This window comes from uncultured Victivallis sp., assembly GCF_944391105.1.
Taxonomy (GTDB): domain Bacteria; phylum Verrucomicrobiota; class Lentisphaeria; order Victivallales; family Victivallaceae; genus Victivallis.
Genome location: NZ_CALXSK010000017.1, coordinates 15,736 through 36,145 on the forward strand (window position 1 = coordinate 15,736; position 20,410 = coordinate 36,145).

20 protein-coding genes are annotated in these 20,410 nt (G+C 58.2%); 8 read left to right on the plus strand and 12 right to left on the minus strand.

Annotated features, from left to right (window positions below):
- Nucleotides 1-21: 21 nt before the first annotated feature.
- From Q0K10_RS07090 to Q0K10_RS07100, 3 genes are read right to left on the minus strand one after another with little or no spacing between them, the layout of a single operon-like run.
- On the minus strand, nt 22-822 hold the full coding sequence (locus tag Q0K10_RS07090) for a type II secretion system protein (protein ID WP_294505096.1): 801 nt from the start codon (nt 820-822) through the stop codon (nt 22-24).
- Nucleotides 819-1,769: a hypothetical protein gene (locus Q0K10_RS07095; protein ID WP_294505098.1), complete on the minus strand. Its 951-nt coding sequence runs from the start codon at nt 1,767-1,769 to the stop codon at nt 819-821. The genes Q0K10_RS07090 and Q0K10_RS07095 overlap by 4 nt, the downstream gene beginning before the upstream one ends.
- 12 nt (nt 1,770-1,781) lie before the next feature.
- Nucleotides 1,782-2,870 carry a LacI family DNA-binding transcriptional regulator gene (locus Q0K10_RS07100; RefSeq protein ID WP_294505103.1) on the minus strand — a complete coding sequence of 363 codons (1,089 nt, stop codon included), beginning with the start codon at nt 2,868-2,870 and terminating at the stop codon, nt 1,782-1,784.
- A gap of 259 nt (nt 2,871-3,129) precedes the next feature.
- Here Q0K10_RS07100 and Q0K10_RS07105 point away from each other — a divergent pair, with 259 nt between their 5' ends.
- The 6 genes from Q0K10_RS07105 to Q0K10_RS07130 are packed head-to-tail and all read left to right on the plus strand — an operon-like array spanning nt 3,130 to nt 9,387.
- A complete protein-coding gene (locus Q0K10_RS07105) occupies nt 3,130-4,206 on the plus strand; it encodes a LacI family DNA-binding transcriptional regulator (RefSeq protein ID WP_294505105.1) in 1,077 nt (358 codons plus the stop codon).
- 60 nt (nt 4,207-4,266) lie between these two features.
- Complete coding sequence (locus Q0K10_RS07110) at nt 4,267-5,319, plus strand: hypothetical protein (protein ID WP_294505108.1); 1,053 nt, start codon at nt 4,267-4,269, stop codon at nt 5,317-5,319.
- Nucleotide 5,320: 1 nt separating this feature from the next.
- A complete protein-coding gene (locus tag Q0K10_RS07115) occupies nt 5,321-6,073 on the plus strand; it encodes an SIS domain-containing protein (RefSeq protein WP_294505110.1) in 753 nt (250 codons plus the stop codon).
- Nucleotides 6,074-6,083: 10 nt separating this feature from the next.
- Nucleotides 6,084-6,821 carry a hypothetical protein gene (locus Q0K10_RS07120; protein ID WP_294505113.1) on the plus strand — a complete coding sequence of 246 codons (738 nt, stop codon included), beginning with the start codon at nt 6,084-6,086 and terminating at the stop codon, nt 6,819-6,821.
- A complete protein-coding gene (locus Q0K10_RS07125) occupies nt 6,818-7,918 on the plus strand; it encodes a Gfo/Idh/MocA family oxidoreductase (protein WP_294505116.1) in 1,101 nt (366 codons plus the stop codon). The genes Q0K10_RS07120 and Q0K10_RS07125 overlap by 4 nt, the downstream gene beginning before the upstream one ends.
- Nucleotides 7,915-9,387 carry a family 20 glycosylhydrolase gene (locus Q0K10_RS07130; protein ID WP_294505118.1) on the plus strand — a complete coding sequence of 491 codons (1,473 nt, stop codon included), beginning with the start codon at nt 7,915-7,917 and terminating at the stop codon, nt 9,385-9,387. Before Q0K10_RS07125 ends, Q0K10_RS07130 begins: the two co-directional genes overlap by 4 nt.
- 20 nt (nt 9,388-9,407) lie before the next feature.
- Here the strand turns inward: Q0K10_RS07130 and Q0K10_RS07135 are convergent, their stop codons facing one another.
- The 4 genes from Q0K10_RS07135 to Q0K10_RS07150 all read right to left on the minus strand — a co-directional run bounded on the left by Q0K10_RS07135 (nt 9,408) and on the right by Q0K10_RS07150 (nt 12,189).
- On the minus strand, nt 9,408-10,367 hold the full coding sequence (locus Q0K10_RS07135; protein ID WP_294505121.1) for a 5'-3' exonuclease H3TH domain-containing protein: 960 nt from the start codon (nt 10,365-10,367) through the stop codon (nt 9,408-9,410).
- Nucleotides 10,368-10,718: 351 nt separating this feature from the next.
- A complete protein-coding gene (gene sugE / locus Q0K10_RS07140; protein ID WP_294505123.1) occupies nt 10,719-11,039 on the minus strand; it encodes a quaternary ammonium compound efflux SMR transporter SugE in 321 nt (106 codons plus the stop codon).
- Between the two features lie 107 nt (nt 11,040-11,146).
- Nucleotides 11,147-11,653, minus strand: a complete 507-nt coding sequence (locus Q0K10_RS07145; RefSeq protein ID WP_294505126.1) for a hypothetical protein — start codon at nt 11,651-11,653, stop codon at nt 11,147-11,149.
- Entirely contained in the window at nt 11,650-12,189 is a 540-nt protein-coding gene (locus tag Q0K10_RS07150) for a lipocalin family protein (protein WP_294505128.1), read from the minus strand. Before Q0K10_RS07150 ends, Q0K10_RS07145 begins: the two co-directional genes overlap by 4 nt.
- Nucleotides 12,190-12,435: 246 nt before the next feature.
- Between Q0K10_RS07150 and Q0K10_RS07155 the strand changes: the two genes are divergently transcribed.
- Nucleotides 12,436-13,233, plus strand: coding sequence for an AraC family transcriptional regulator (locus tag Q0K10_RS07155; RefSeq protein WP_294505131.1), 798 nt, complete (start codon nt 12,436-12,438; stop codon nt 13,231-13,233).
- A gap of 12 nt (nt 13,234-13,245) precedes the next feature.
- On the opposite strand, the gene ilvN is transcribed toward Q0K10_RS07155, so the two are convergent.
- The 5 genes from ilvN to Q0K10_RS07180 all read right to left on the minus strand — a co-directional run bounded on the left by ilvN (nt 13,246) and on the right by Q0K10_RS07180 (nt 18,792).
- Nucleotides 13,246-13,743 (minus strand): acetolactate synthase small subunit, encoded by a 498-nt coding sequence (gene ilvN / locus Q0K10_RS07160; RefSeq protein ID WP_294505133.1) that lies wholly within the window; start codon nt 13,741-13,743, stop codon nt 13,246-13,248.
- Nucleotides 13,744-13,831: 88 nt separating this feature from the next.
- Nucleotides 13,832-14,974: a hypothetical protein gene (locus Q0K10_RS07165; protein WP_294505136.1), complete on the minus strand. Its 1,143-nt coding sequence runs from the start codon at nt 14,972-14,974 to the stop codon at nt 13,832-13,834.
- A gap of 57 nt (nt 14,975-15,031) precedes the next feature.
- Nucleotides 15,032-15,901, minus strand: coding sequence for a hypothetical protein (locus Q0K10_RS07170; RefSeq protein WP_294505139.1), 870 nt, complete (start codon nt 15,899-15,901; stop codon nt 15,032-15,034).
- Between the two features lie 104 nt (nt 15,902-16,005).
- Entirely contained in the window at nt 16,006-17,007 is a 1,002-nt protein-coding gene (locus Q0K10_RS07175; protein WP_294505142.1) for a DNA/RNA non-specific endonuclease, read from the minus strand.
- Nucleotides 17,008-17,019: 12 nt separating this feature from the next.
- Nucleotides 17,020-18,792: an alkaline phosphatase gene (locus Q0K10_RS07180; protein WP_294505145.1), complete on the minus strand. Its 1,773-nt coding sequence runs from the start codon at nt 18,790-18,792 to the stop codon at nt 17,020-17,022.
- Nucleotides 18,793-19,090: 298 nt separating this feature from the next.
- Between Q0K10_RS07180 and Q0K10_RS07185 the strand changes: the two genes are divergently transcribed.
- On the plus strand, nt 19,091-20,392 hold the full coding sequence (locus Q0K10_RS07185) for a citrate synthase (RefSeq protein ID WP_294505148.1): 1,302 nt from the start codon (nt 19,091-19,093) through the stop codon (nt 20,390-20,392).
- Nucleotides 20,393-20,410: the final 18 nt, after the last annotated feature.

Below are 20,410 nucleotides of genomic sequence, written 5' to 3' on the forward strand. Positions count from 1 at the left end.
GAATCTCTCCTGCAGAAGGGGTTATTTTTCGCTGGATGTGAAGAAGAAGCGCAGCGCTTCCGGTTCGAGCGACCAGATGACCTTGTTCCCGTCGAGCCGGAGCAGCTGGATTCGACTGACGTGGCCGTCAAGAAACGAGCCGTTGACGCCGTCCCGGTGGCGGAAGTCAAGTTCCCCGTACGAGGGATACCCTTCCGCACCGGTGAAGGTGTAGGCCATGTATTCCGAGGAGCCGTTGACGTTGATTCCGGCGCCGTCGACCATGGCCACGAGTATGGAGGGTTTCCGAACCCGGTCGAGTTTGACCGGCCGCTTGTAGGCTTCGCCGGGGCCGGCCGGAGAACCGTCCCAGCCGATTCCGCGGCAGTAGGTGTAGTTCGTCCGGTAGCGGCAGAACTGATTGGTCGGCAGCGAACTGCCCTCCGGGAGCGTCCGCGTCGATTTGCTGATGTAGTTCGTCGTATTCGAGGGACACTGATAAAGTTTGGGATCCTGATCCGCGGGGTTGTCCCAGCCGAACGAGAGTCCGGTCGTTCCAGTGTACGGCGCGACCTGCGCCCACCACGGCATCCATGGGGGATTGGTCGCGGTTCCCGCCCAGGCGATCGGCATGATTCCCGCGTTGTCCATCGCATATGAGATGTAACCTGTCGCAATCTGTTTCTCCTGGCTGGTACATTGGGCGGCGCGTGCCGACTCCCGGGCCTGATTCAGCGCGGGAAGCAGCATCGCCGCCAGAATCGCGATGATCGTAATCACAACGAGCAATTCAATCAATGTAAAACGGGAGAATCTCTGCGAAAAAGCGTTGATCTGTTTCATGCCGGAACTCCTTTTTCGTTGTTGTTCAAAGGAATCATTCGATTTTCATCGATCAGAATCTCGACCGGATCGGAGATGGAGCCGCACTCCTGTATCCATCGCGTTCCGAGCAGCCAGTAACGTCCGTGGAGGCAGAGAAGCTGCGGCGCGTAGAAATAGCACTCCGGCATCGAAACGGGAATGTATCCGCTGCCGCTTCGGGTGAAGGGCGCATCCAGCGACGGGGCCGTCTGAACGAACACCCCGCCGGAGATTCCCGGTTCCGCCTCGACGACCGGAGGGTCGATCAGATCGCGATGCGTGCTGAACAGCAGAAACCATCTCGAATGAATCCGGTGAAGCTGGGGGCACTCCATCTCCTCGCAGAGCGGTTCGGTTTGAAACGGCGGAAGTGTTTCCCAGTGATGAAGATCGGAGCTGACCAGATGCGCAACCGCGCCGCGGGTTTTGATCGGGCCGTTCTTCCGTCTGGCGCAAAGAGCGAGATGGAAGAGGCCGTCGTGCCGGAACAGAAACGGATCGCGCCAGTGCAGAAACGGGCGGCTGCCGGTGATTTCATCTTCGTAATGAACCGGATCGAGCGTCGCGATCGGAGCGTCAACCGCCTTCTCCCAGTGAAAGAGATCGTCGGAGACCGCGAGCCCGATCGAACCGCATTTGATCTTCTCGCGTGTGCTGTGGGCGGTGTAGGCCATGTAGTAGCGTCCCTCGTGCTTCATTACGGATCCTGTCGCAAGTCCCGCATCGTCGAAACTCCCCGCCGCTCCCCGCGAGAGGACCGCGCCATGGTACTCCCAGTTCACGAGGTCGGTACCGGTCAGGTGGCTGATCTCCCAGGCCGGGTCGGGATCTCCCGCCGGGGCGGTCAGGCAGAAGAGATGAATCATTCCCTTCTCATCGCAGAAGGGCCAGAGGTCCCCGATGCTCATTCCCGGCCGTGTGTACATAATCGACTCCTGTTAGAATATTTTTTGTAACATTGAGGATCGGGGTTCCCGCCGCATTCTCTCTCTCGGGATCATGGTTTTCCCTGGAACAAATTCATTCGGCGAGACGATGACGGTATTCCGGAAATATGGCTGCCCGGCCTGAAGGCCGAGTGTGAGCACGGCGTTGGCGACCAGAGTTTTCAGATCGAAGTAGATCCTGGTCACCTCGGGTGTTCTCAGTGAGAGGATTTCCAGATTGTCGTACCCGAACACACAGAAATCCTCCGGAATCTTACAGCCGCGGCCGTGCAGATAATCCAGCAGAAACGCGGTCACATACCCGTTGGGGCAGAAGAACAGCGTCGGCAGTTCGGCAGGGGAGCGGCCATCAAAATACCGATCCAGCACTTCCAGACGCCGCCGATCCTCGCAGGCGCGGTTTTCGTCGTTTTCGAAGAAGAGGCGGTCGATCCGCGTTTCGGGGGAGAGCCGCAGCAGTTCTCCGGCGAAGCCGCGGAATCGTTTGCGATAGCTGCGTTCATTGATCTTGGTGAACACTCCAACATGACGATGTCCGGCTTCGAACGCCTTGCGGGCCGCGAGGACGCCTCCACTGTAATCGTCCGGAACGATCGACGTCACATCGTTGTCTTCGCCGAGGATCGAGAGGATCTTCAGTTCGGGGAAACGACGTCGGATCTCTGCGAGCAGAGCTGCTCCCGTCCATCCGGGCAGCACGAGCGGCCCGAGGATCATCAGCGCTCCGCACTCCTCAAGTTGCTGGAAAAACTTTTCCGCGTCATCGGCGGGGTCGAGCTGCCGGGATTGAAAACCGGCGCTCTTCAGCCGCTTCAGAGCGAGATAATGGAGCCGCATGAAGCAGTTGCAGAGATTGTCATCGTAGAGTTTCAGGTCGCTGCAGAACACGGCCACGTTTTTCTCGCGGTCGGAGCGGATCGCGCGTGACCGCGTCTTGTAATCGTAGCCGAGTTCCTTGACTTTGGAAATCACTCTCCGCCGGGTTGCCGCGCTGACCGAGGGATGGCTGTTCAGCGCCCGGGTTACGGTCATTGCGCTGACATTCAGCGATTCGGCTATGGTGCGCAGCGACGGTTTCATGAAAATTCCGATGTTATATTTTTATTTTGTAACACTGATATTATACCACAAATGATCGGTTAAAGCAAGAGGTGATTCAGAAAAAAACGTTTTTTTATCGCCTCCCGGAGGTTGTCGCTTCGGCTTTCCACCGGGAAACGTCGAACCATTATTGCGGCTGCGTTGGAAAAAAAACGAAAAAAACAAGTTTTGCTATTGACATTGTTTCCTTTTTATATTATAATTAATAAATAAAAATATAACAATAGGTATAACAAATATGAAAACAACGCAAGATCGCGTCATCGAAGAGCTGTTGCAGGAAATCGCTTCCGGACGGCACGGTTCGTTTGGGGCTCCTTTTCTGACAACGCGGGAACTGGCTGCGTACAAGAAGATTTCGTTAAAAACGGCGTTTGCTGTTCTGATCCGGCTGCGGGAACTCGGGGTGCTGGAAAAATCCGGCCGGCGGAATCTGCTGCACAACGCCGTTCCGGTGCAGGCATCCTCTCCGGGGAAACGGCTTTTGATCGGTCTGGTGGTCACGTCGCTGGAGAGTCCGTACTTTGCGAAGCTGGCGAAGTATGCTGAGGAGTTCGCCCACTCGATCGGCGCGGGGCTGCTCATTGCATCGAGCAACTACGATTTCTCCGTTGAGCGGGAGCGGCTGGAGATGTTCTGCCAGCAGGGGGCGGCCGGGCTTCTGATCTGCCCGTGGGCGAGCGGAGAAGAGGAGCTGTTCTACCGCACGCTGCCGGTTCCGGCCGTCATGATCGGGCGGCGACTCGAGAGACTCCGGGCGGACACGGTTCTGGTGAACAACCAGCTCGCCGCGCAGAATGTTGCGGTTCATCTGGCGGAGGAGGGGTATCGGGAGTTCGCCTACATCGGGCAGGAGGGAACTCCACACGATCCGCGTTTATCGGGGTTCCGGTTCGGTTTGATGGAGAGTGGATTCTCTCTGCCGCAGGAGAATATCATCCGGCTCCATTACGGGGATCGCGAGTCGCTGGATGCCGGAATCGTTGATCTTCTGGAGCGTCGGCATGGGCCGCTGGGATTGTTCTGTTATCACGATCTCTTCGCATCGGCGGCGGTCAGTGCATGCCTCCGGCGCGGGGTGAGGATCCCGGAGGAGCTTGGAATTGCGGGGTTTGACGATCTGCCGATTGCGGCTGAACTTTATCCGCCGCTGACCTCGGTCCGCTATCCGCTGAAGGATATGGCGCGGATCGCCTGCGAGACTCTCTTCGCCCGCATCAATCTCGGGATGGGAAAAGCCGGGGACGGCGTCTACCGCACCCTCGACACGGAGCTCATCGTCCGGGAGTCGACCCGGTATTCGGCGAAAGAGTGATTTTTTTTGAAAAAGCCCCATGACGGGGAATCTGAAATCGCACAGGATGGAGGTTGTTTCATGGCGATTACACAGACAGCGGTCAGTTATTACGGTCTCAATTATGTGGAACACGCGGGGCGGGATTTCCGCGAGATCCGCGATCACGGGTGCAACACGGTGATTCTGGCGGTGACGGAGTTCGATTTCGACTTCTGGCGGCCGAATATTCCGGAGATCGTGGGCAAGGCGCATGAGCTCGGGCTGCGCGTTCTGCTTGATCCGTGGGGAATCGGCAAGTATTTCGGCGGAGAACAGGTGAGCTTGTTCCTGCAGAACAATGTGGAAAACCGGCAGGTTTCGGCGCTGACGGGGGAGAAACTGCCTTATGCATGCTTCAATACGCAGTCGTTCCGGGATTATTTTCAACGTTTCTGCCTGACACTGGCGCGCGAAGCCGGAGCGGACGGCTTCTTCTGGGATGAACCGCACTATGCGTTCCCGAAGTCCTACGCCTCCATCACCGGTGGCACCGGCGAGGACTGGACCTGTCGCTGTCCGGTCTGCCGAAGCAGGTTTCAGGAATACTACGGATATGAAATGCCGAAAATCCTGAATGATGACGTGAAAACGTTCCGGCGGCGCGAAGCGCTCTTTATTCTGGAGGAGACCTCCCGTAAAATCAAAGAGCTGAATCCGGCTCAGGAGATCACCTGCTGCGTTCATGCGACCCTGAACAGCTACTATGTGAGCGAAAACCGGGGATATGACGACTGGGAGGCGGTCGCCGCTTCCCCATGGTTCGATGTCTTTTCTACAACGATCATCTCCTGGGAGCTCCCCCGCGCGTTCTTTGAACACATCACGAAACGTACCGTCGAAACGGCGAAGAAATACGGGAAAAAATCCGAGCGGTGGCTGATGGGTTATTATAAACAGCCGGCCGATTTCCGACAGATTGGCGAGACGGTCGATCTTTACGAGTCGTTCGGTGTCGACCGGCTTGCGGTTTGGACCTATCGCGGCGGTTACGGAACGGTTCTCGCCGCTCCGGATGCTCTGAAGCTATGGGACTCCATCGGAGAAAATTTCAAGCGGGTGCTTGTTCGTGGAAGGGAATTCAGGAGGAATTAAGATGTTGAACGATTTCGGGTATCTGGAAACGATCGTCTCCACTTTGGAAAAGATCAGGCGGGAACAGGGGGAGAACATTCACCAGGCTGCGACGCTGATGGCCGACGCGATCCGGGATGACCGCCTTATTCACGTCTACGCCGGCGGCGGACACACCACGCTGGCGATGGGAGAGATGTTTTTCCGGGCGGGCGGACTGGCCAACATCGATCCGCTCATGGAGACGGCGCTCTCCGTGTTCAATCAGGCATTGAAATATCTTGAGCTCGAACGAACCGTGAATTTCGGCGCATCGATTGTTCGCTATTATGATCTTCAGCCGGGCGATCCGCTGATTATTTTCCACAACATCGGAATCAATGCGGCCACCATCGATGCCGCGATGGAGGCGAAAAAACGAGGTGCGGAGATCATCGCCGTAGCGAGCTCTTTCTGGCAAAAGGAAATGCCGGATGATCACTTCATCCGTCATCCTTCCGGGAAGAATCTCTTCGATCTGGCGGACATCTGCATCGACGATTACAATCCGGTCGGCGACGCCTCCGTTCTCGTTCCGGGATTCGACACGCCGATCGCGCCGATTTCCAACGTGGTCGATTTCACGATCGCACATCTGCTGGAGATCGAAACCGTGCGGCTCTGCGTCGAACGCGGCATTGTCCCGCCCGTCTGGAGCAGTGCGAACGCGCCCGGCGGCGACGAGAAAAACAAGGCTTATCTCGAACGTTACAAATCCAGAATCAAGATGTTGTGAGGCGAATCCCATGAATATCGAATCCATGAACGAAAAGCTCCAGCTCCTGCTGGAGAAGTACATGCCGGGTCGCCGGGCGGAGGTCGAAGCGGATTCTTCAGTCGGCTGCGGCGCCGTACTCTGCCGGGATGGAAAGTGCGTCCGGCTGCTGCCCTGGCGGGTCGAGAGGCGGTTCACCGAATTGAAGGCTGTCACGGAAAATGGAACTCTCGAAGGAATTTCGACACTCCGTTTCGCCGCCATGAGCGCGGAGGTGAACTTGCGGGATCTGCTTTACCGGGAACTCGATCTGTGCGAATTTCTCGGACAATCGGAATTGCATTCCGCGTTCGCAGTCGTCTCCGGCTCCGGAATCGCGAATGTTCTGGTCAAACTCGCGGACGGCAAAAGCGCCAGTATCGAGTGTTCCGCCGCCTTGCCAGAGAATACCCCGGCGCAGGATCGGCACGAAATCATCGCCCGGCGCGGAGTCGCCAGCGACCGTGTCGTCGACACCCAGGTGCCGCAATCTTCGATTTATTTGTTCCGGAAGGAGGGGGAACGTTGTTACACCGATGTGGATTCGGAACTCTACGGACTCGAATACCGGGAGATCTGGATCGTCCGGGCTGCGTTTGCCGTCATCCGCCTGCCGGTGCTTGCCGCGCTCTGGAATCGGACAGATCTCCTTCTTCGCAGGAAGGTTGATGCAGTTCTCAATACCGCCGAAGTCGGCAGACCGGTGTTCTTTTCGGAGGTGCTTGCATGAAACCCGTGAAAATTGCCATGGTTTCCCTCACGCACGGCCATACGAGAAAATATTATCAGACGCTGCGCGATAACGAGAAACTCGACTGGGTCGCCTCCTGTGCGGCGGATCGTTGTGCGAAGGAGGTGTACGACCTTTATCATACCGGAGTTCCATGCTATCTGAGCATAGAGGAGATGTTCGAAAAACATCCCGATATCGAGGCCGTCGTTCTGGCATCCACCAACGACCGGCATCTTGAGGAAATGCGCGAGTGTGCGCGCCGGGGCGTTCATATCCTTTCCATGAAGATTCCGACATTCGATCTCTGCGAGTACGATGAGATGATCCGCCTTGTGGATGAAGCTGGAATCGTCTGCCAGATTGAGCTGGAATTGCACTACAATCCGGTGGTTCATCGCCTGAAGGAGCTGATCGCCTCCGGAACCGTCGGCCGGATTCTGTCGATGCAGGCGACGAACATCACGCTCTCGCCCGTCTGGGCATTCCCGTGGCAGGGAGTACCTGAGGCGAGTTACGGGCGGCGGGTTCCGCTCCGGGAAGGGGATGCCCGGTTCCGGGGCGGTGCGCTCTGCGACCATCCGCACATTTTCGATCTGATCCGCCACTTGACCGGGTCTGAATTCGAGAGCGTCTATTCGGTAGTCGCCCCGAATCTCCGGCCGGAGTTGGAGGTGGAGGATATGATTCTCTGCAACGGGACGATGAAGAACGGAGTGACGTTTCTTTTCGATCCCTCCTGGTCGCGTATGGAGGAGCGCCTGACGGTTCCCGCTCCTGGATGGGAGGTGTTTCCCAAACGAATGCAGGTCGATGTGACGATCATCGGCGAGGAAGGAACCATCGTCTGCGACTGCTTCGGACCGAACGTCTACCACAACGGCGCGCCGAATGATCGCTACACGGTGCAGTATACTTATTTCGATGAATGGATCGGGCTGGTCGACGAGTTCGTCAACTGCATTCGAAACGGCGGAACTCCGGAGATCAATTTGAAGTGGCACAGAAAGACGATCGAGTGCATGAACGCATGTTATGAAAGCATTCGCACCGGTCTGCCCGTAAAAGTCGAAGAAACAGGGAGCAGTGAAGAATGATTGCAATTCCGAGGGAACAGTATCTGAGGGAATCGACCATGCCGCCAGTTCAGGAGTTTCGACTTGACGCCGGGGAGTTCCGCATCACGAACGGCTCTCGATTCGTGTTGCGCGGCGCGATCGCCCCGTCCGCCGGAGAAATCGCCCGGCAGCGGATCCGCCAGTACTGGAAGTGTGAGGGGGACGTCCAGATCGTCTCCGAGCCGGCGTCACTCGGCGCCGAGGAGTATTTTGTGGAGGTCTCTCCGGAGAAAATCGAGATTCATGCCGATACTGCGGCCGCACTGCGGTATGCATTCTCCACGCTTCGGCAGCTGGCTGAGTCCGAGCGAGGGGTGATGAGGGCTGGCTGGTCACAGATTTCCTGCCTGAAGCTTCATGATTTCCCGGCGCTCGCATTCCGCGGAATCCATCTCTGCTGGTTTCCGGAGAGCTCCGAGACCGATCTGGAGAAATGGATTCGGATGGCGGCTTACTGTAAATTCAACTATGTCGTGCTCGAATCATGGGGCGTGTTTCCGTTCCGTTCTCATCCGGAGTTCGGCTGGGAGGAGAAACGCGTTCCAGTTGAGACGTTCCGACGGCTTGTCGCGCTGGGAAAAGAGCTTGGAATCCGGCTGATTCCGCAGTTCAATCTGTTCGGTCACGCCGCGATGTCACGCTGCGGAACCGGCAAGCACGCTGTACTCGACCTGCATCCGGAGTTTGCGTCGCTCTTCGAGCCGGACGGCTGGACATGGTGTCTCGCGAATCCGGAAACCCGCCGGGTGCTGACCGAGCTTGCGCTGGAACTTTATGAGGCTTTCGATCATCCGGAGTTCTTCCATGTCGGCTGTGATGAGGCTTACAATGCGGGCAGCTGTTCACTGTGTGCCCGATATGACTACTCGGAGCTCTTCGCCGATCATCTGCGTTTCTTCCACGATCTCTTCCGCGAACGTGGATGCCGGATTATGATGTGGCACGACATGCTGCTCGATCGCGCCGATCCGCGCTGGAACGGCTTCATCTGCTTCGGCAACCGAAGCTTGAGTGAACTTTACAAAACGTTGCCGAAAGACATTGTGATCTGCGACTGGCAGTACAGCCCGGTTTTCTATCCGGATGGTTCGCCCCGGGAGGACTGGATTACTTCGGAATTTTTCCAGAACGCCGGTTTCGATACGCTGAGTTGCCCGTGGCTGTCGGCGGAGCTGATTTTGAGTATCGGGCGGCATGCCGCGAAGAAACATCAGTTCGGTGTGCTTCAGACCGTCTGGCACAAGGACCGCGACGGCGCGTTGGACTTCTACGGGGCGGGGAGCGCCGCCGCCTGGAATCCGGAGGCCGGTTCCAGGCCCGTGGTCACGGTGCGGCAGGAGTGTTTCAATCGTTATGTGCGTGACATCGCGCATGATATGAATCTGATGAAGTACACCGATTTCGGGCGCCACCAGTATCAGGTGATACCCGAGTCACACCAGAATTGACGCAGCCGGCCGGGCTCCGCTCAGAAGAGCTCGCCCTGTTCCATCTCTGGAGCGGGGGGCGGGGCGGACTCGGCGGCGAAATCGAAGAGATCGGGCTCCTTTTCCGGTTCCTCCCTGCGGATTTCCGGCAGCTCTTTGAGCAGACTCTTGAGCTCCATTGCCTCGCAGATCGCGCGGATCTTCGCCCAGTCCGGCGCGGAACGGCGCAGGTGCGGGGCGGGAGGATCGAACCGGGCTGGCAGCGTCTCCCGCAGCTGTATGAGCTTGCGGTTTTTTCGGATGAGTGCAAGATGCGGTTCGAGTTTTGCGCGGATTTTCGGGTCGGGGATCCGCGCGGGATCCTCGAGCCACTGTTCGGCCGCGCCGCAGCTGTTCAGGATCGCCGCGGCGGTTTTCGGCCCGACCCCCGGAACTCCGGGGATGTTGTCGGAGTTGTCTCCGAGCAGTGCAAGGTAATCGACGATGCGGTCAGGCGAAACGGCGAATTTCTCCCGGACTTTCTCTTCGTCGCGCAGTTCGAAGCCGTTCTTCTGCGCCGGGACAAGCATCTTTACCTCCGGCGTGACCAGCTGGGATAAATCCTTGTCGGAACTCACGATGAGCACCGGACCGTCGGCGCTGCTTGCGAACGCGGCGATGAGGTCGTCAGCCTCATACTCCGGCTCCTCCAGAAGCGGCCAGCCGAATGCGGCGGCGAGTTCGCGGATCACGGGCATCTGGAGTTTGAGCTCTTCCGGCATCGGCGGACGGTTCGCCTTGTAGTCCGGCGCAAGTTCAAGCCGGAATTTGACTTTGCCGCAGTCGAAAAGCATGGCTCCCGCGGTGCCGGGGTACTCCTCTTCCAGTTTCAGCAGCAGACGGGCAAATACGAAGACGGCGTTGGTCGGTTCCCCCTTTGAATTCGAAAGGTGGCGAATCGCGTAATAGGCGCGGAAAATCTGACTGTATGCGTCGATGAGGATCAGCGGATGTTCGTTCATGGTTTCTCCCTGGTTTCTGTTAAGGTACACCGGCAACTCCCGCTTGTCAACAAAAGAAGCGGCGCCGGGAGAAAACTTTTCGCTCCCGGCGCCGTTTGCATACAAAAAGGTTCGAGGTTTGACTTTTCAGACGCTTAGAGGAGTAATTATGAAGAGGAGAAATTGCGTATAGGAGCCTGAATTGTTCAAACCTCGAACAATATTACTATATGCCGAAAAAAAGGAAAATCAAACTTTTTCAAGCAAAATTCAGAAAAAAAACGATTTTCTGTTAAAATTCTTAGTTTTTCCGGTTTCCCGACGGGGAAAAACGTGACCGCGCGCTCTCCGGGACAAATCGTGAGTCCATCCTCAATCCGTGGCAAGGAGCTTCAATCCGATGATTCCGGATACGATCAGCAGGAGGCAGAGAATCCGCCACAGGCCGGTTGATTCCCCGAAGAGCGCCATCCCGACGATCACCGTTCCGACTGTTCCGATTCCGGTCCAGACCGCGTAGGCGGTTCCCAGCGGCAGACTCCGCATGGACAGCGCCAGGAATCCGAGGCTCGCAAGCATGGTTCCCACAGTGAACAAGGAGGGATAGAGCCGGGTGAATCCATGCGAATATTTCATCCCGACCGCCCAGCAGACTTCGAAAATCCCGGCAATAAACAACCAGACCCAGTTCATGAAACTCCTTTCCGGATCAACGCCCCCGCCCCCCTCGGCGGGAAAACCTAATATATCACGCGGCAAAAGCTTTTCAAACGAACCGGCCTGGAGTTTCGCGTCTGTTTTCAGATGTTCCGGCAGTCGTAGGCCCAGTGGAGCAGTGCCTGGCGCTGTTTCCGGCGGCAGTTCCAGTCTCCGGGAAGGGGACAGCTGCGCAGTTGTGCGAGATGGCGCGTCATCGCCCTCCACCGCCGGATCTGGCGTTCATCATCCGCGGAACGCCGCCCCTGGTAGTAGCGGCAGTACCATTGAAACCAGCCGCGCGGATCGTCCGGGTGTATCCACCCTTTCGCACGCCAGACCGCCAGCGGTTGCGAGGCGTTCACTTTGAAGAGATTCAGCTCCGGGTCGTGCCGTTCCGGGCAGAGCCGCGCATGTTCAAACCACGCATCCGGAAATTCCTGCGTGCAGTCGGTCATGTACCGTCCGCCGAATACCCCCAGCTGCAGCATCTGCGCGGGCGTCAGCTGCGGTTCGAACCCTGCGTGAAAATTTCTTCCCGGCGGTTCCGTCAGAAGGTAGGCGTAACTTTGCTGCATCCGGTCATGGACGACCACTTCGCGCGGAGTCATCGGGCAGGATCCTGAATCGGAAACTCCAGCTTTTCGACTGCGAAGCCGAGCGATTTCGCATATTCGACAAGCTCTTTCTGCTCCTCTTCCGGCAGTTGCGGTGTCCGGGCGAGAATCCAGAGATACTCCTTCGTGGAACTTGTGACGACCGCGTACCGGTAGTCCGGCGCGAGCCGGATAATCCGGTAATCGCCGTAAAACGGGCGGAAGAACGACACCTCCAGTTCGCCGAGATCGGAACTCCCCTTGAAACGTGCGATTCCTTCTGCCTTGCGGCGTTCGCCATCGCGTTCCCCGCTGTTGACCACTTTGACCGTTCCATCCGGATTTGCCGTGTATTCAGCCGTAACCCGGTCCATATTCCGCTCGAAACGGTGCGGAAGCCGGGCGATTTCGTACCACACGCCCAGATAGCGGGGCAGTTCGAATCCGCTGACCGCCGGAATCTCCGCCGTGCTTTTCCCCGAGAGGCAGCCCCCGGTGAGCAACGTGATTCCAAGCAGAACGGCGGAACGCAGAACGGACGATGACTTCATGATGATTCCCTCCTCTTTTTTACGACCGCCAGACAGAATAAATTTTAAAAAACTTTCCGTTTCAGGACGGTCTTTCATTTCGGGCTCCCTTTATTCAATATGTCTCTTAATTTCTTTATTTCAAGGAGAAAAATTCATTTTTTTTCCGAAATTCCGGATTGAAAAGCGCGGACGCCGCAAGAAGGAATATCAGAATTTTAACAGATTAGCCTTGACAAAGTTGCAAAGTGCGGCTATAGTAACGGAATGATGATTTTCAACTTACAGCTGATGCGGGAAAAATTTGCCGAGGCTCTCGAGAGACCCCGGCTGGAGGTGCTTTTCATCCGTCCCGGGACGGGAGAGGGGGAGATCCCCCATCGTCAGCAGGAGCTCTGCTTCGCGTTGACCGGGTCGGGCCGGGCGATTGTTGTTCCGCCCGGATGGCGGGGACGGGAACTGCTGGAGAGAGAGCCCGGAGACGTTCATTTGTTTCTGTCCGAAAAGAACATCGTATTAGCCCATTTCGGGGAGCCCGCGGAGGATGGGGATGAAACGCCCGAACCCGATGTCTGGTATCGAACGCGCGAGGGTGCGGGGACGCTGCTGGAAGATCTGTTCCGTTCGCTGTGCCGGCTGGAGTCCGGGTCACGGGCGGCGCAGCCGCTTCTGCGCTCGATTTGCGAACTCATCGCCGAACGGCTCGAAAACGAGGTCGAGCAGCAGCTTTCCGGCGAGGAACAGCTCTGGATTCGGATTCGCGACCGGATCGGGCGCTGTTTCCGCGAGGATCTTTCCCGCGAAGCGATGGCGGAGATGCTGAGAATTCACCCGGCCAGGCTCTCCCGGCTGGTGCGGAAATTCGCCGGAACCGGGGTGTGCGACTATGTCCGGGATCTGCGTCTCCACTGCGCCGAGGAGCTCCTGATGGCCAGGGAGGTGATTCCGATCGAGGAGATCTCCCGCCGGTGCGGATTCAATTCCGCGAGCTATTTCATCTCGATTTTCCGGCGGAAATACGGTGTTTCCCCCGGAACCTTCCGGCGGCGTCACCTCGATCTCTGACGGCAGGAACACTCAGTTTTTCCGGCAGCGGCTGATCGCGACGCGCCCGGAACGGGCCATTTCCACGATGCCGAAGTCGCGGACCATCTCGATGAAGTTGTCGAGCCGGTCGGAGCGCCCGGCGATTTCGACGCCGATCTCATCCCGGCTGACCGAGACGATCGTTCCGTCGAAGATCTCAATGAGCTGCAACAGCCGGGACTGTTTTTCCGGCGACTCCGTGCGGATCTTGAGCAGAGCCATTTCCCGCTCGACGAAGTGGCTGCCGGTCAGGTTCTTGACGCTGATGACGTCGATGAGTTTGCGCAGCTGCTTGTCGATCTGTTCGAGAATGGCGGCGTCCCCGGTCGTGACGATGGTCATCTTCGAATACTTCGGGTCCTCGGTCTCGTGGACGGTCAGGCTGGAAATGTTGTAGCCGCGGCCGCTGAAGAGTCCCGCAACCCGGGCGAGAACTCCGAACTTGTTTTCGACGAGAACGGATATCGTATGTTTTTCCGGCGTTTCCATAAACGGTTTCTCCTTGCAAGATGTTTCTGATATAACATAAGCCCGATCGCCGGTTTGTCAACTTCCCCGCCCCGGAAAAACCCGATTATCATTCCGGATCGACGATTTCCTCCAGGGCTTCGAACAGCAATATTGCGTTCCAGTCGTTCTTCTTGAGTTCCCGGAGTGCATCGATCATTTCGGCCCGGACGCGACTGTTGCAGAGAAACGCCGCGCCGCGGTCGGCACGGAATGCGCCGTTCGAGCCAAATGCGTCGAGAAGTCGGCGGCAGCAGTCCCGCGTGTCCAGGAAGTTCGAACCGATCTCCCGCCCGAGCCGCGCGAGTTCCGGATCGCGCAGTTTGCCGAACAGCCCCGAGAAAAACGCCAGCGCCGCAAAACCGCGCGACTCCGCAAGCCGCTCGAAAAAACCGTGCAGATGCGCCGCACAGCGATGGCGCTTCTCCTCCCCGGAAGAGGTGAAAAACGCATCGTCCCGCAGCAGCTCGATGCAGCGGTCGAATGCGGCCAGCCCTGAGACGCACTCCCGGCAGTCCGATGCCACAAGCAGATTCCTCAGGTGCGAGAACTCTTCTCCGTCCGGTACGCGGGCCGGGCACTCTCCGGTGACGATCAGCAGCCGCGTCCCCTCCCTGACCCACTCTTTTCTGGTGAATTCGCTCGCATGAAAGGTGTCCGGACGGCTCTCGGGCGAGTCCCACTCCTGCGGTGCGTAGAAACCCGAAACGCTCTTCCCGTCGTCATCGCAGCCGGTGATGAGACACCAGTCGTCCCCCGCCACCCGGAAGGCCGGAACCGGCACTTCGCGCGCGAGCGATTCGGCAACTTCGCGATAAAACTCTTCCGGCGAAACCCCTTCCACAATCCGGTACTCGAAACCTGCGAACGCCATCGCACGCTCGATCGGATCATCGTCGGTCGTTTCAAGCAGAAGATCGGTCAGAAACTGCGGCCGGAATTCCGGATCCCAGTGCGTACGGCAGTTCAGCCCCGAAAGGGTCAGCAGCTCGAAGTAGACCTGCTCGTGCATCCTTCTGGCCCGGTCCGGGTTGCCGCACCGGCCGCAGTCGTCGCACAACTCTCCGGAGTGGGGGCAGAAGAGCAGCTCCTCTGCGCTTTCCGGCTGTTTTACATGGAGATAGAGCGAGCTTAAACACGAGATGAAACGAACCGTTTCCACCCCGCCCCACGGTGCTCCGACGGGCAACACCCCGCGAATGAACTGTTTCACTTTGATTTCCTGTCTGTTTTCTGGGTCTTCCGGCGTGCAGTTCGGGCCGGATGTATGTTATTTCGAGTGCGAGACAACCTCGCCCGGGAGAGTCGCACTGCCAGGCGAGAGACTGCGGCCCGGATAGATCGCCGTATGAATTCCCGTGTGGACGTCCTCCCCGATGATCGCTCCGAATTTACGCCGCCCCGTATCGACGAACGCCTGATTTTCGAGCCAGCGGTGATTCCGGCCGTCATGGCGCAGATTCGAAATGATCGTTCCCGCGCCGAAATTCACGTTGTCGGAGATGACCGAGTCGCCGGCGTAGCTCAGATGGCCGATGCTGACCTTCGTGCCGATCAGGCAATTCTTGATTTCGACCGCCTGGCCGATGTGACAGCGGTCACCGATCGTCGTGTTTCCGCGGATGTAGCAGTTCGGCCCGATTTTGCAGTTCTCGCCGATGACGACGTTCCCCTCGATGTAGACGCCGGGGAGAATCACACTGCCGCGTCCGAGGCGGACGAACCCGTCCAGCGTCGCTCCCGCCCGGACCGTCCCCTCCAGACAATTCGCATCGAGCGCCCCGACGAGCGTTTCGTTGAGAGCCAGAAGATCCCACGGATGCCGGAGACGGATTGAACCCGGATCGATCGGGAGAATCGTCGGCGCTCCCGACGCCCCCGGAAGTGTGAGCTGCATGAGATCCGCCCCGTCGGAAGGATCGCGCACCACACAATTGCCGGTTCCGGCTGTGATGAGTTCTGCAAATTCCGGTGCCGGCAGAAAGTCCGACCGGATGGAGAGAGTCCGTCCCTCGGGAATCTCCGGAATCCGTTCGAGAATCAGATCGCGGATCAGCCGTCCCGCCACCCGGATCGAACCGACTTCACGTGTGATCGGCCACAGGCCGGGAACCTTGACTGGAATGATTTCAACAGGCATGATGAACCTCCACTGGGCTGCGATTGATGCGTTTTCATCAATATACTATCGAATGGAGCCGGATGCAACCCCGGGAGTCCCCCGAAGGACTCATATTTGCGAAATCACCACCGCCAGGCGTCGAGCGTGATGCTCCCGGAGAGTTGATTGCGCAGATCACCGTTGAGCGTTGTGAAAAATTCCAGCCCGGTCGCCGACTCCACCTGATCGACCGTCACCGCGAACTCCCGCAGGTCGCGGCTCGTGTCGGTGTTCGCCAGAATGAAGCCGATCATGGCCGGCGGTTTCGCCTTCGGCGCATACAGAACCTTGTAGTAGGCCTGCGGAACGGCGACCTTGTTGCGGCCGATGAATTTACCCGTATTCAGGAAGATCGGACCGGTCACGACCTGGAGTTCCCCCTTGTCCGCCGCCCAGTCGCGGACTTTCGCCTCGAGTTTTCGCCAGACGCCGCGGTTGAAGCCGGGCTCCTGCGGAGACATGTTCGAAAAATAGAAACTTTCGGACATCGCTTTTTCCGACCACGCCATATCCGCGGCGGGCGCGAGGTGTCCGCGGTCGTAGCCGCTTTTTGCATAATCCTCCGCCCTGGCCGATCCGGTCGCGATGTAGGGATCGATTCGGAAGTCGTTGCCGCGTTCCGCCACTTTGCTGCCCGCCTCTGCGGCGGAGAGACGGTATGCGACCCAGAGCGGCTGTTCATACTTCTCCGAGTAGCCGAGCGCATAACCGCGCCGGTCGAGAACGGAATCGGTCATGGCCGGAACTCCGTATTTCAGGTTGTCGTAAGGGGAGTTTTGCGCCTCTTCCTCCGACCCGATCCGAATCGTCCGGTCGGAGACCATGAGCAGCCGGTCTCTGGTAAAATAGAGCCAGGCCCGCCCCTGCTGGTAGAAGGGGAGATTGTCCGCGTACTTTTCGCCGATCTGCCACACTCCCGCTCCGCTCACCCCGCACAAAAACAGCAGGAAAGCGAAAAGTTTCAGGAGCGGATGCCTCCGTCTGGAACCCGTCTTTTTCGCCGCCGTTTTTCCGGGCGCGGCCTTTTTTCTCCGTTTTGCGGCCGCGCCGGAGCGTCCCGGCGCGGATCGTTTCCCTGCCGCCATCACAAAGACCTGTTACTTTGTCGTGACGGACCGGTGCAGCGGCAGATTCCACAAATCCGCCATGGCCGAGGGGATGTTGGTGTTGTCGAGAACTCCGGCAAACCGTTCCGAGCCGGGGCCGAACGCGTAGATTGGAACCGGCGCGCCGGTGTGGCTCTTCGTCGTATATTGGATGTAGGGGCGTTTCGGGTTCTGCGGATTCGGCGCACAGTAGATTCCGCCCGTCTCGTGGTCGGCGGTGACCACGACGAGCGTGTCGTGATTTTTCTGCGCGAAATCGAGCGCGGCCTTGACCGTGAAATCGACCATGAGCGGGCCGTTCACGCTGTATTCCGGATTGTTGCCGTGCCCGCCGTGATCGGGGTAATGGCCTTCGATCATGAGGAAGAACCCCTTCGGGTTCTCGGCGAGACGGTCGATCGCTTCCGCCGAGATCTGCGAGAGCAGCTTCGTATCCTTCGCCCAGTTGCCGATGAAGCCGATGACCGGCTGTTTTTCGTCCGCCCTGCGGAACTCATCGAGGCTGCCGATGCGGATATAGCCTTTTTCCTGAAGTTCACTGACGAGATTGCGGCCGTCCTTGCGGGTGCCTTTTTCGGATTTCGGAAGGAAAGGGCCGGCGCCGTTGCCGATCAGAATCCGGTAGCCGGTCTGAGACTGCTGTTCGGCGATCTCCTGCACCATGCCGCGGTGCGGCACGTGGGCGGAAAATGCGGCGGGCGTCGCGCCGGTGAGCTGGTCGGTTGTGATGATGCCGACTGCGCGTCCGGAGTCGCGCGCCTCTTCGGCGATGGAGCGGAGCGCCGTTTTCTCCGGAGTCACGCCGACGGAACCGTTGTTTGTCTTGTAGCCGCTCGAAAGCGCGGTACCGCTGGCCGCGGAGTCGGTGACGCTGTTGTTGGCGGAGGCGGTCTGCGCCATGCCGTTGACCGGGAGCTGCTCCATGACGAGCGACTGCGGTTTGCCGTGAGCGTGGAGTCCGGCGAGTTTCACCGCTCCCTGGCCCATGCCGTCCCCGATGATGAAGATGATGTTTTTCGGCGTTCCGGAGCGCGGATGCTTCGCGAGTTCTGCCGGATCGACCGGGGCCGGCGCGGGATAATCGTTCTGCAGCGCGATGTGTTCCGGAAGCGGCTTGAGTTCCGTCGCCTCGCCGATCGAGGCGGCTGCGATCATCCAGACGCCGTCGGCGCCGGCGTCGAAGCGGAGCGCCTTCACGGGTTTTTCCTCCAGTTGAAACTTCGATGCGTAGAGCGAAATCTGCGAATTATTATTGTAGATGCTCCAGGCCCGAATCGCATTCGACGCCCCCCGGTTCTCCTGCCAGTCGGCCAGGTCGCGTCCGGCATGGAGGATGAATGCGCGTTGAGATCCGTCGGCATATTCGACGGTCAGCCGTCCCGCGGGCTCCTTTTTGGGATTGAGCCAGGCTCCCGCGTGAAGCAGGTAAAGGATTTTCCCGGTCATGTCTTTTTCGAACACGATTCGAGCCTGTTTCGGCAGATAGCTCCGCTGTCCGGAGCCGGAGACGACCACACAGGATTTCCCTTTCGTCGCTTCGTCGTCGAGGATTGTGAACGGCACGCCGGCGAGCGTGACGCTGCCCGGCTTCAGAAGCCGGAGGTCATTGGACCCCTGGTCGGTCCAGCCGCCCTTGCGGTCGTCCGGCGTTTCATCCGCGAAGGCGGAATTTGCTCCGCTTTCCAGGGGGAGCGGCTTGATCTCCGCTGCTCCGAGCCCGCCGGCGATCAGCATCCCGGCAAAAAGTCCATTTAGAAAACGCATAAAAAAACCTCCAGACAGATTGAATGGTTGTAATCCTGACATGCAAAAAGTATATCACCGGATTGCGGGAAATTCCATGGACCCATGATTTTTTTTTCGTAAGTTTTCCGTTGGCGGCTCGTGAAAAAAACGGGAATCTCAGCTCAGTCGGAATTTTTTTCTTGAAAAAAACCTCCACTTGTGGCATATTATAAAGTTGTACATGGATGATATACGGTAAACCGAAAGCGGGGGGGAACGCATCCGCCGTCCGCGGGAGGTTGGAAAAGACAAATCGAGAGCGAGAGGAGGATTCCCGATGAATGAGAGTCCCGGATATGTGATTTTGAACGTGGAAGGCAGGCAGATTCAGCTGCCCGTCGTGGTCGGAACCGAAGGGGAAAAGGCGATCGACATCGCAAATCTGCGTCGTCAGACCGGCTATGTCACGCTCGATCCGAGCTTCATGAACACGGCTGCCTGTTACAGCCAGATCACTTTCGTCGACGGAGAGAAGGGAATCCTGCGCTATCGCGGCATTCCGATTGAGGAGCTGGTCAAGAAGGCGATGTTCGTCGAGGTCGCTTATCTGCTTGTGCACGGGGAGCTGCCGACCGAGGACGAGCGGCAGAAGTTCTCCGAGCTCCTGAACGTGAATTCGATGCTGCATGAGGATATGCGCCATTTCTTCGACCACTTTCCGGCCGGTGCGCACCCGATGCACATCCTTTCCACGATGATCAACGCGCTTGCGGCGTTCTATCCGAACGTCGACCTCAAATCGATGGCTGACGACATCGACGTTTCGACCGCGCGGCTGATTTCGATCGTCCGGACGATGGCGGCTTTTGCGTACAAGAAGTCGATCGGAGAACCGGTGGTTTATCCGCGTCACGATCTTTCGTACTGCGCGAACTTCCTGAACATGATGTTCGATTCGCCCGTGCGTCCCTATCAGATTCATCCGGAAGCGGTGCGGATTTTGAACATTCTCTTCATTCTGCATGCGGATCACGAACAGAACTGCTCGACCACGACCGTCCGCACGGTCGGCAGCGCGCAGGTGAACCTCTACGCGACCATCTCCGCCGGCATCTCGGCGCTCTCCGGGCCGCTGCATGGCGGCGCGAATCAGGAGGTGATCGAAATGCTCAAGATGATTCAGGCCGACGGCAACGTCCGCAAATTCATCGACATGGCCAAGGATCGCAACAATCCGTTCCGGTTGATGGGATTCGGGCACCGGGTCTACAAAACGTACGATCCGCGCGCGGCGGTCATCAAAAAGGAGTGTCACGCCTATCTTGAAAAGACCAACTACTCCGATCCGCTGCTCGACGTGGCTCGCCAGGTCGAGGAGGCGGCGCTGACTGATCCGTACTTCATCGAACGGAATCTCTATCCGAATGTCGATTTTTACACCGGCATCCTCTACCGGGCGCTGGGCATTCCGGAGAATATGTTCACCGTGATGTTCGCGCTTGCGCGTCTGCCCGGATGGGTCGCGCACTGGAAGGAGATGATCGGCACGGCCACGAAGATCGTCCGGCCGCGGCAGATCTACATCGGCAAGACTCCGAGCGAGACTGCCGATGTCATGGCGAACCGCGATCTTCTGTAAAACGGTTCGGAAATGCGG

Coding starts and splice junctions, on each gene's coding strand:
- Q0K10_RS07115 (WP_294505110.1), top strand. CDS start 5,321: ATGTTGAACGATTTCGGGTATCTGGAAACGATCGTCTCCACTTTGGAA.
- Q0K10_RS07180 (WP_294505145.1), bottom strand. CDS start 18,792: ATGCGTTTTCTAAATGGACTTTTTGCCGGGATGCTGATCGCCGGCGGG.
- Q0K10_RS07130 (WP_294505118.1), top strand. CDS start 7,915: ATGATTGCAATTCCGAGGGAACAGTATCTGAGGGAATCGACCATGCCG.
- Q0K10_RS07125 (WP_294505116.1), top strand. CDS start 6,818: ATGAAACCCGTGAAAATTGCCATGGTTTCCCTCACGCACGGCCATACG.
- Q0K10_RS07185 (WP_294505148.1), top strand. CDS start 19,091: ATGAATGAGAGTCCCGGATATGTGATTTTGAACGTGGAAGGCAGGCAG.
- Q0K10_RS07145 (WP_294505126.1), bottom strand. CDS start 11,653: ATGACTCCGCGCGAAGTGGTCGTCCATGACCGGATGCAGCAAAGTTAC.
- Q0K10_RS07135 (WP_294505121.1), bottom strand. CDS start 10,367: ATGAACGAACATCCGCTGATCCTCATCGACGCATACAGTCAGATTTTC.
- Q0K10_RS07095 (WP_294505098.1), bottom strand. CDS start 1,769: ATGTACACACGGCCGGGAATGAGCATCGGGGACCTCTGGCCCTTCTGC.
- Q0K10_RS07150 (WP_294505128.1), bottom strand. CDS start 12,189: ATGAAGTCATCGTCCGTTCTGCGTTCCGCCGTTCTGCTTGGAATCACG.
- Q0K10_RS07090 (WP_294505096.1), bottom strand. CDS start 822: ATGAAACAGATCAACGCTTTTTCGCAGAGATTCTCCCGTTTTACATTG.
- Q0K10_RS07100 (WP_294505103.1), bottom strand. CDS start 2,870: ATGAAACCGTCGCTGCGCACCATAGCCGAATCGCTGAATGTCAGCGCA.
- Q0K10_RS07110 (WP_294505108.1), top strand. CDS start 4,267: ATGGCGATTACACAGACAGCGGTCAGTTATTACGGTCTCAATTATGTG.
- Q0K10_RS07120 (WP_294505113.1), top strand. CDS start 6,084: ATGAATATCGAATCCATGAACGAAAAGCTCCAGCTCCTGCTGGAGAAG.
- Q0K10_RS07105 (WP_294505105.1), top strand. CDS start 3,130: ATGAAAACAACGCAAGATCGCGTCATCGAAGAGCTGTTGCAGGAAATC.
- Q0K10_RS07155 (WP_294505131.1), top strand. CDS start 12,436: ATGATGATTTTCAACTTACAGCTGATGCGGGAAAAATTTGCCGAGGCT.
- sugE (WP_294505123.1), bottom strand. CDS start 11,039: ATGAACTGGGTCTGGTTGTTTATTGCCGGGATTTTCGAAGTCTGCTGG.
- ilvN (WP_294505133.1), bottom strand. CDS start 13,743: ATGGAAACGCCGGAAAAACATACGATATCCGTTCTCGTCGAAAACAAG.
- Q0K10_RS07170 (WP_294505139.1), bottom strand. CDS start 15,901: ATGCCTGTTGAAATCATTCCAGTCAAGGTTCCCGGCCTGTGGCCGATC.
- Q0K10_RS07175 (WP_294505142.1), bottom strand. CDS start 17,007: ATGGCGGCAGGGAAACGATCCGCGCCGGGACGCTCCGGCGCGGCCGCA.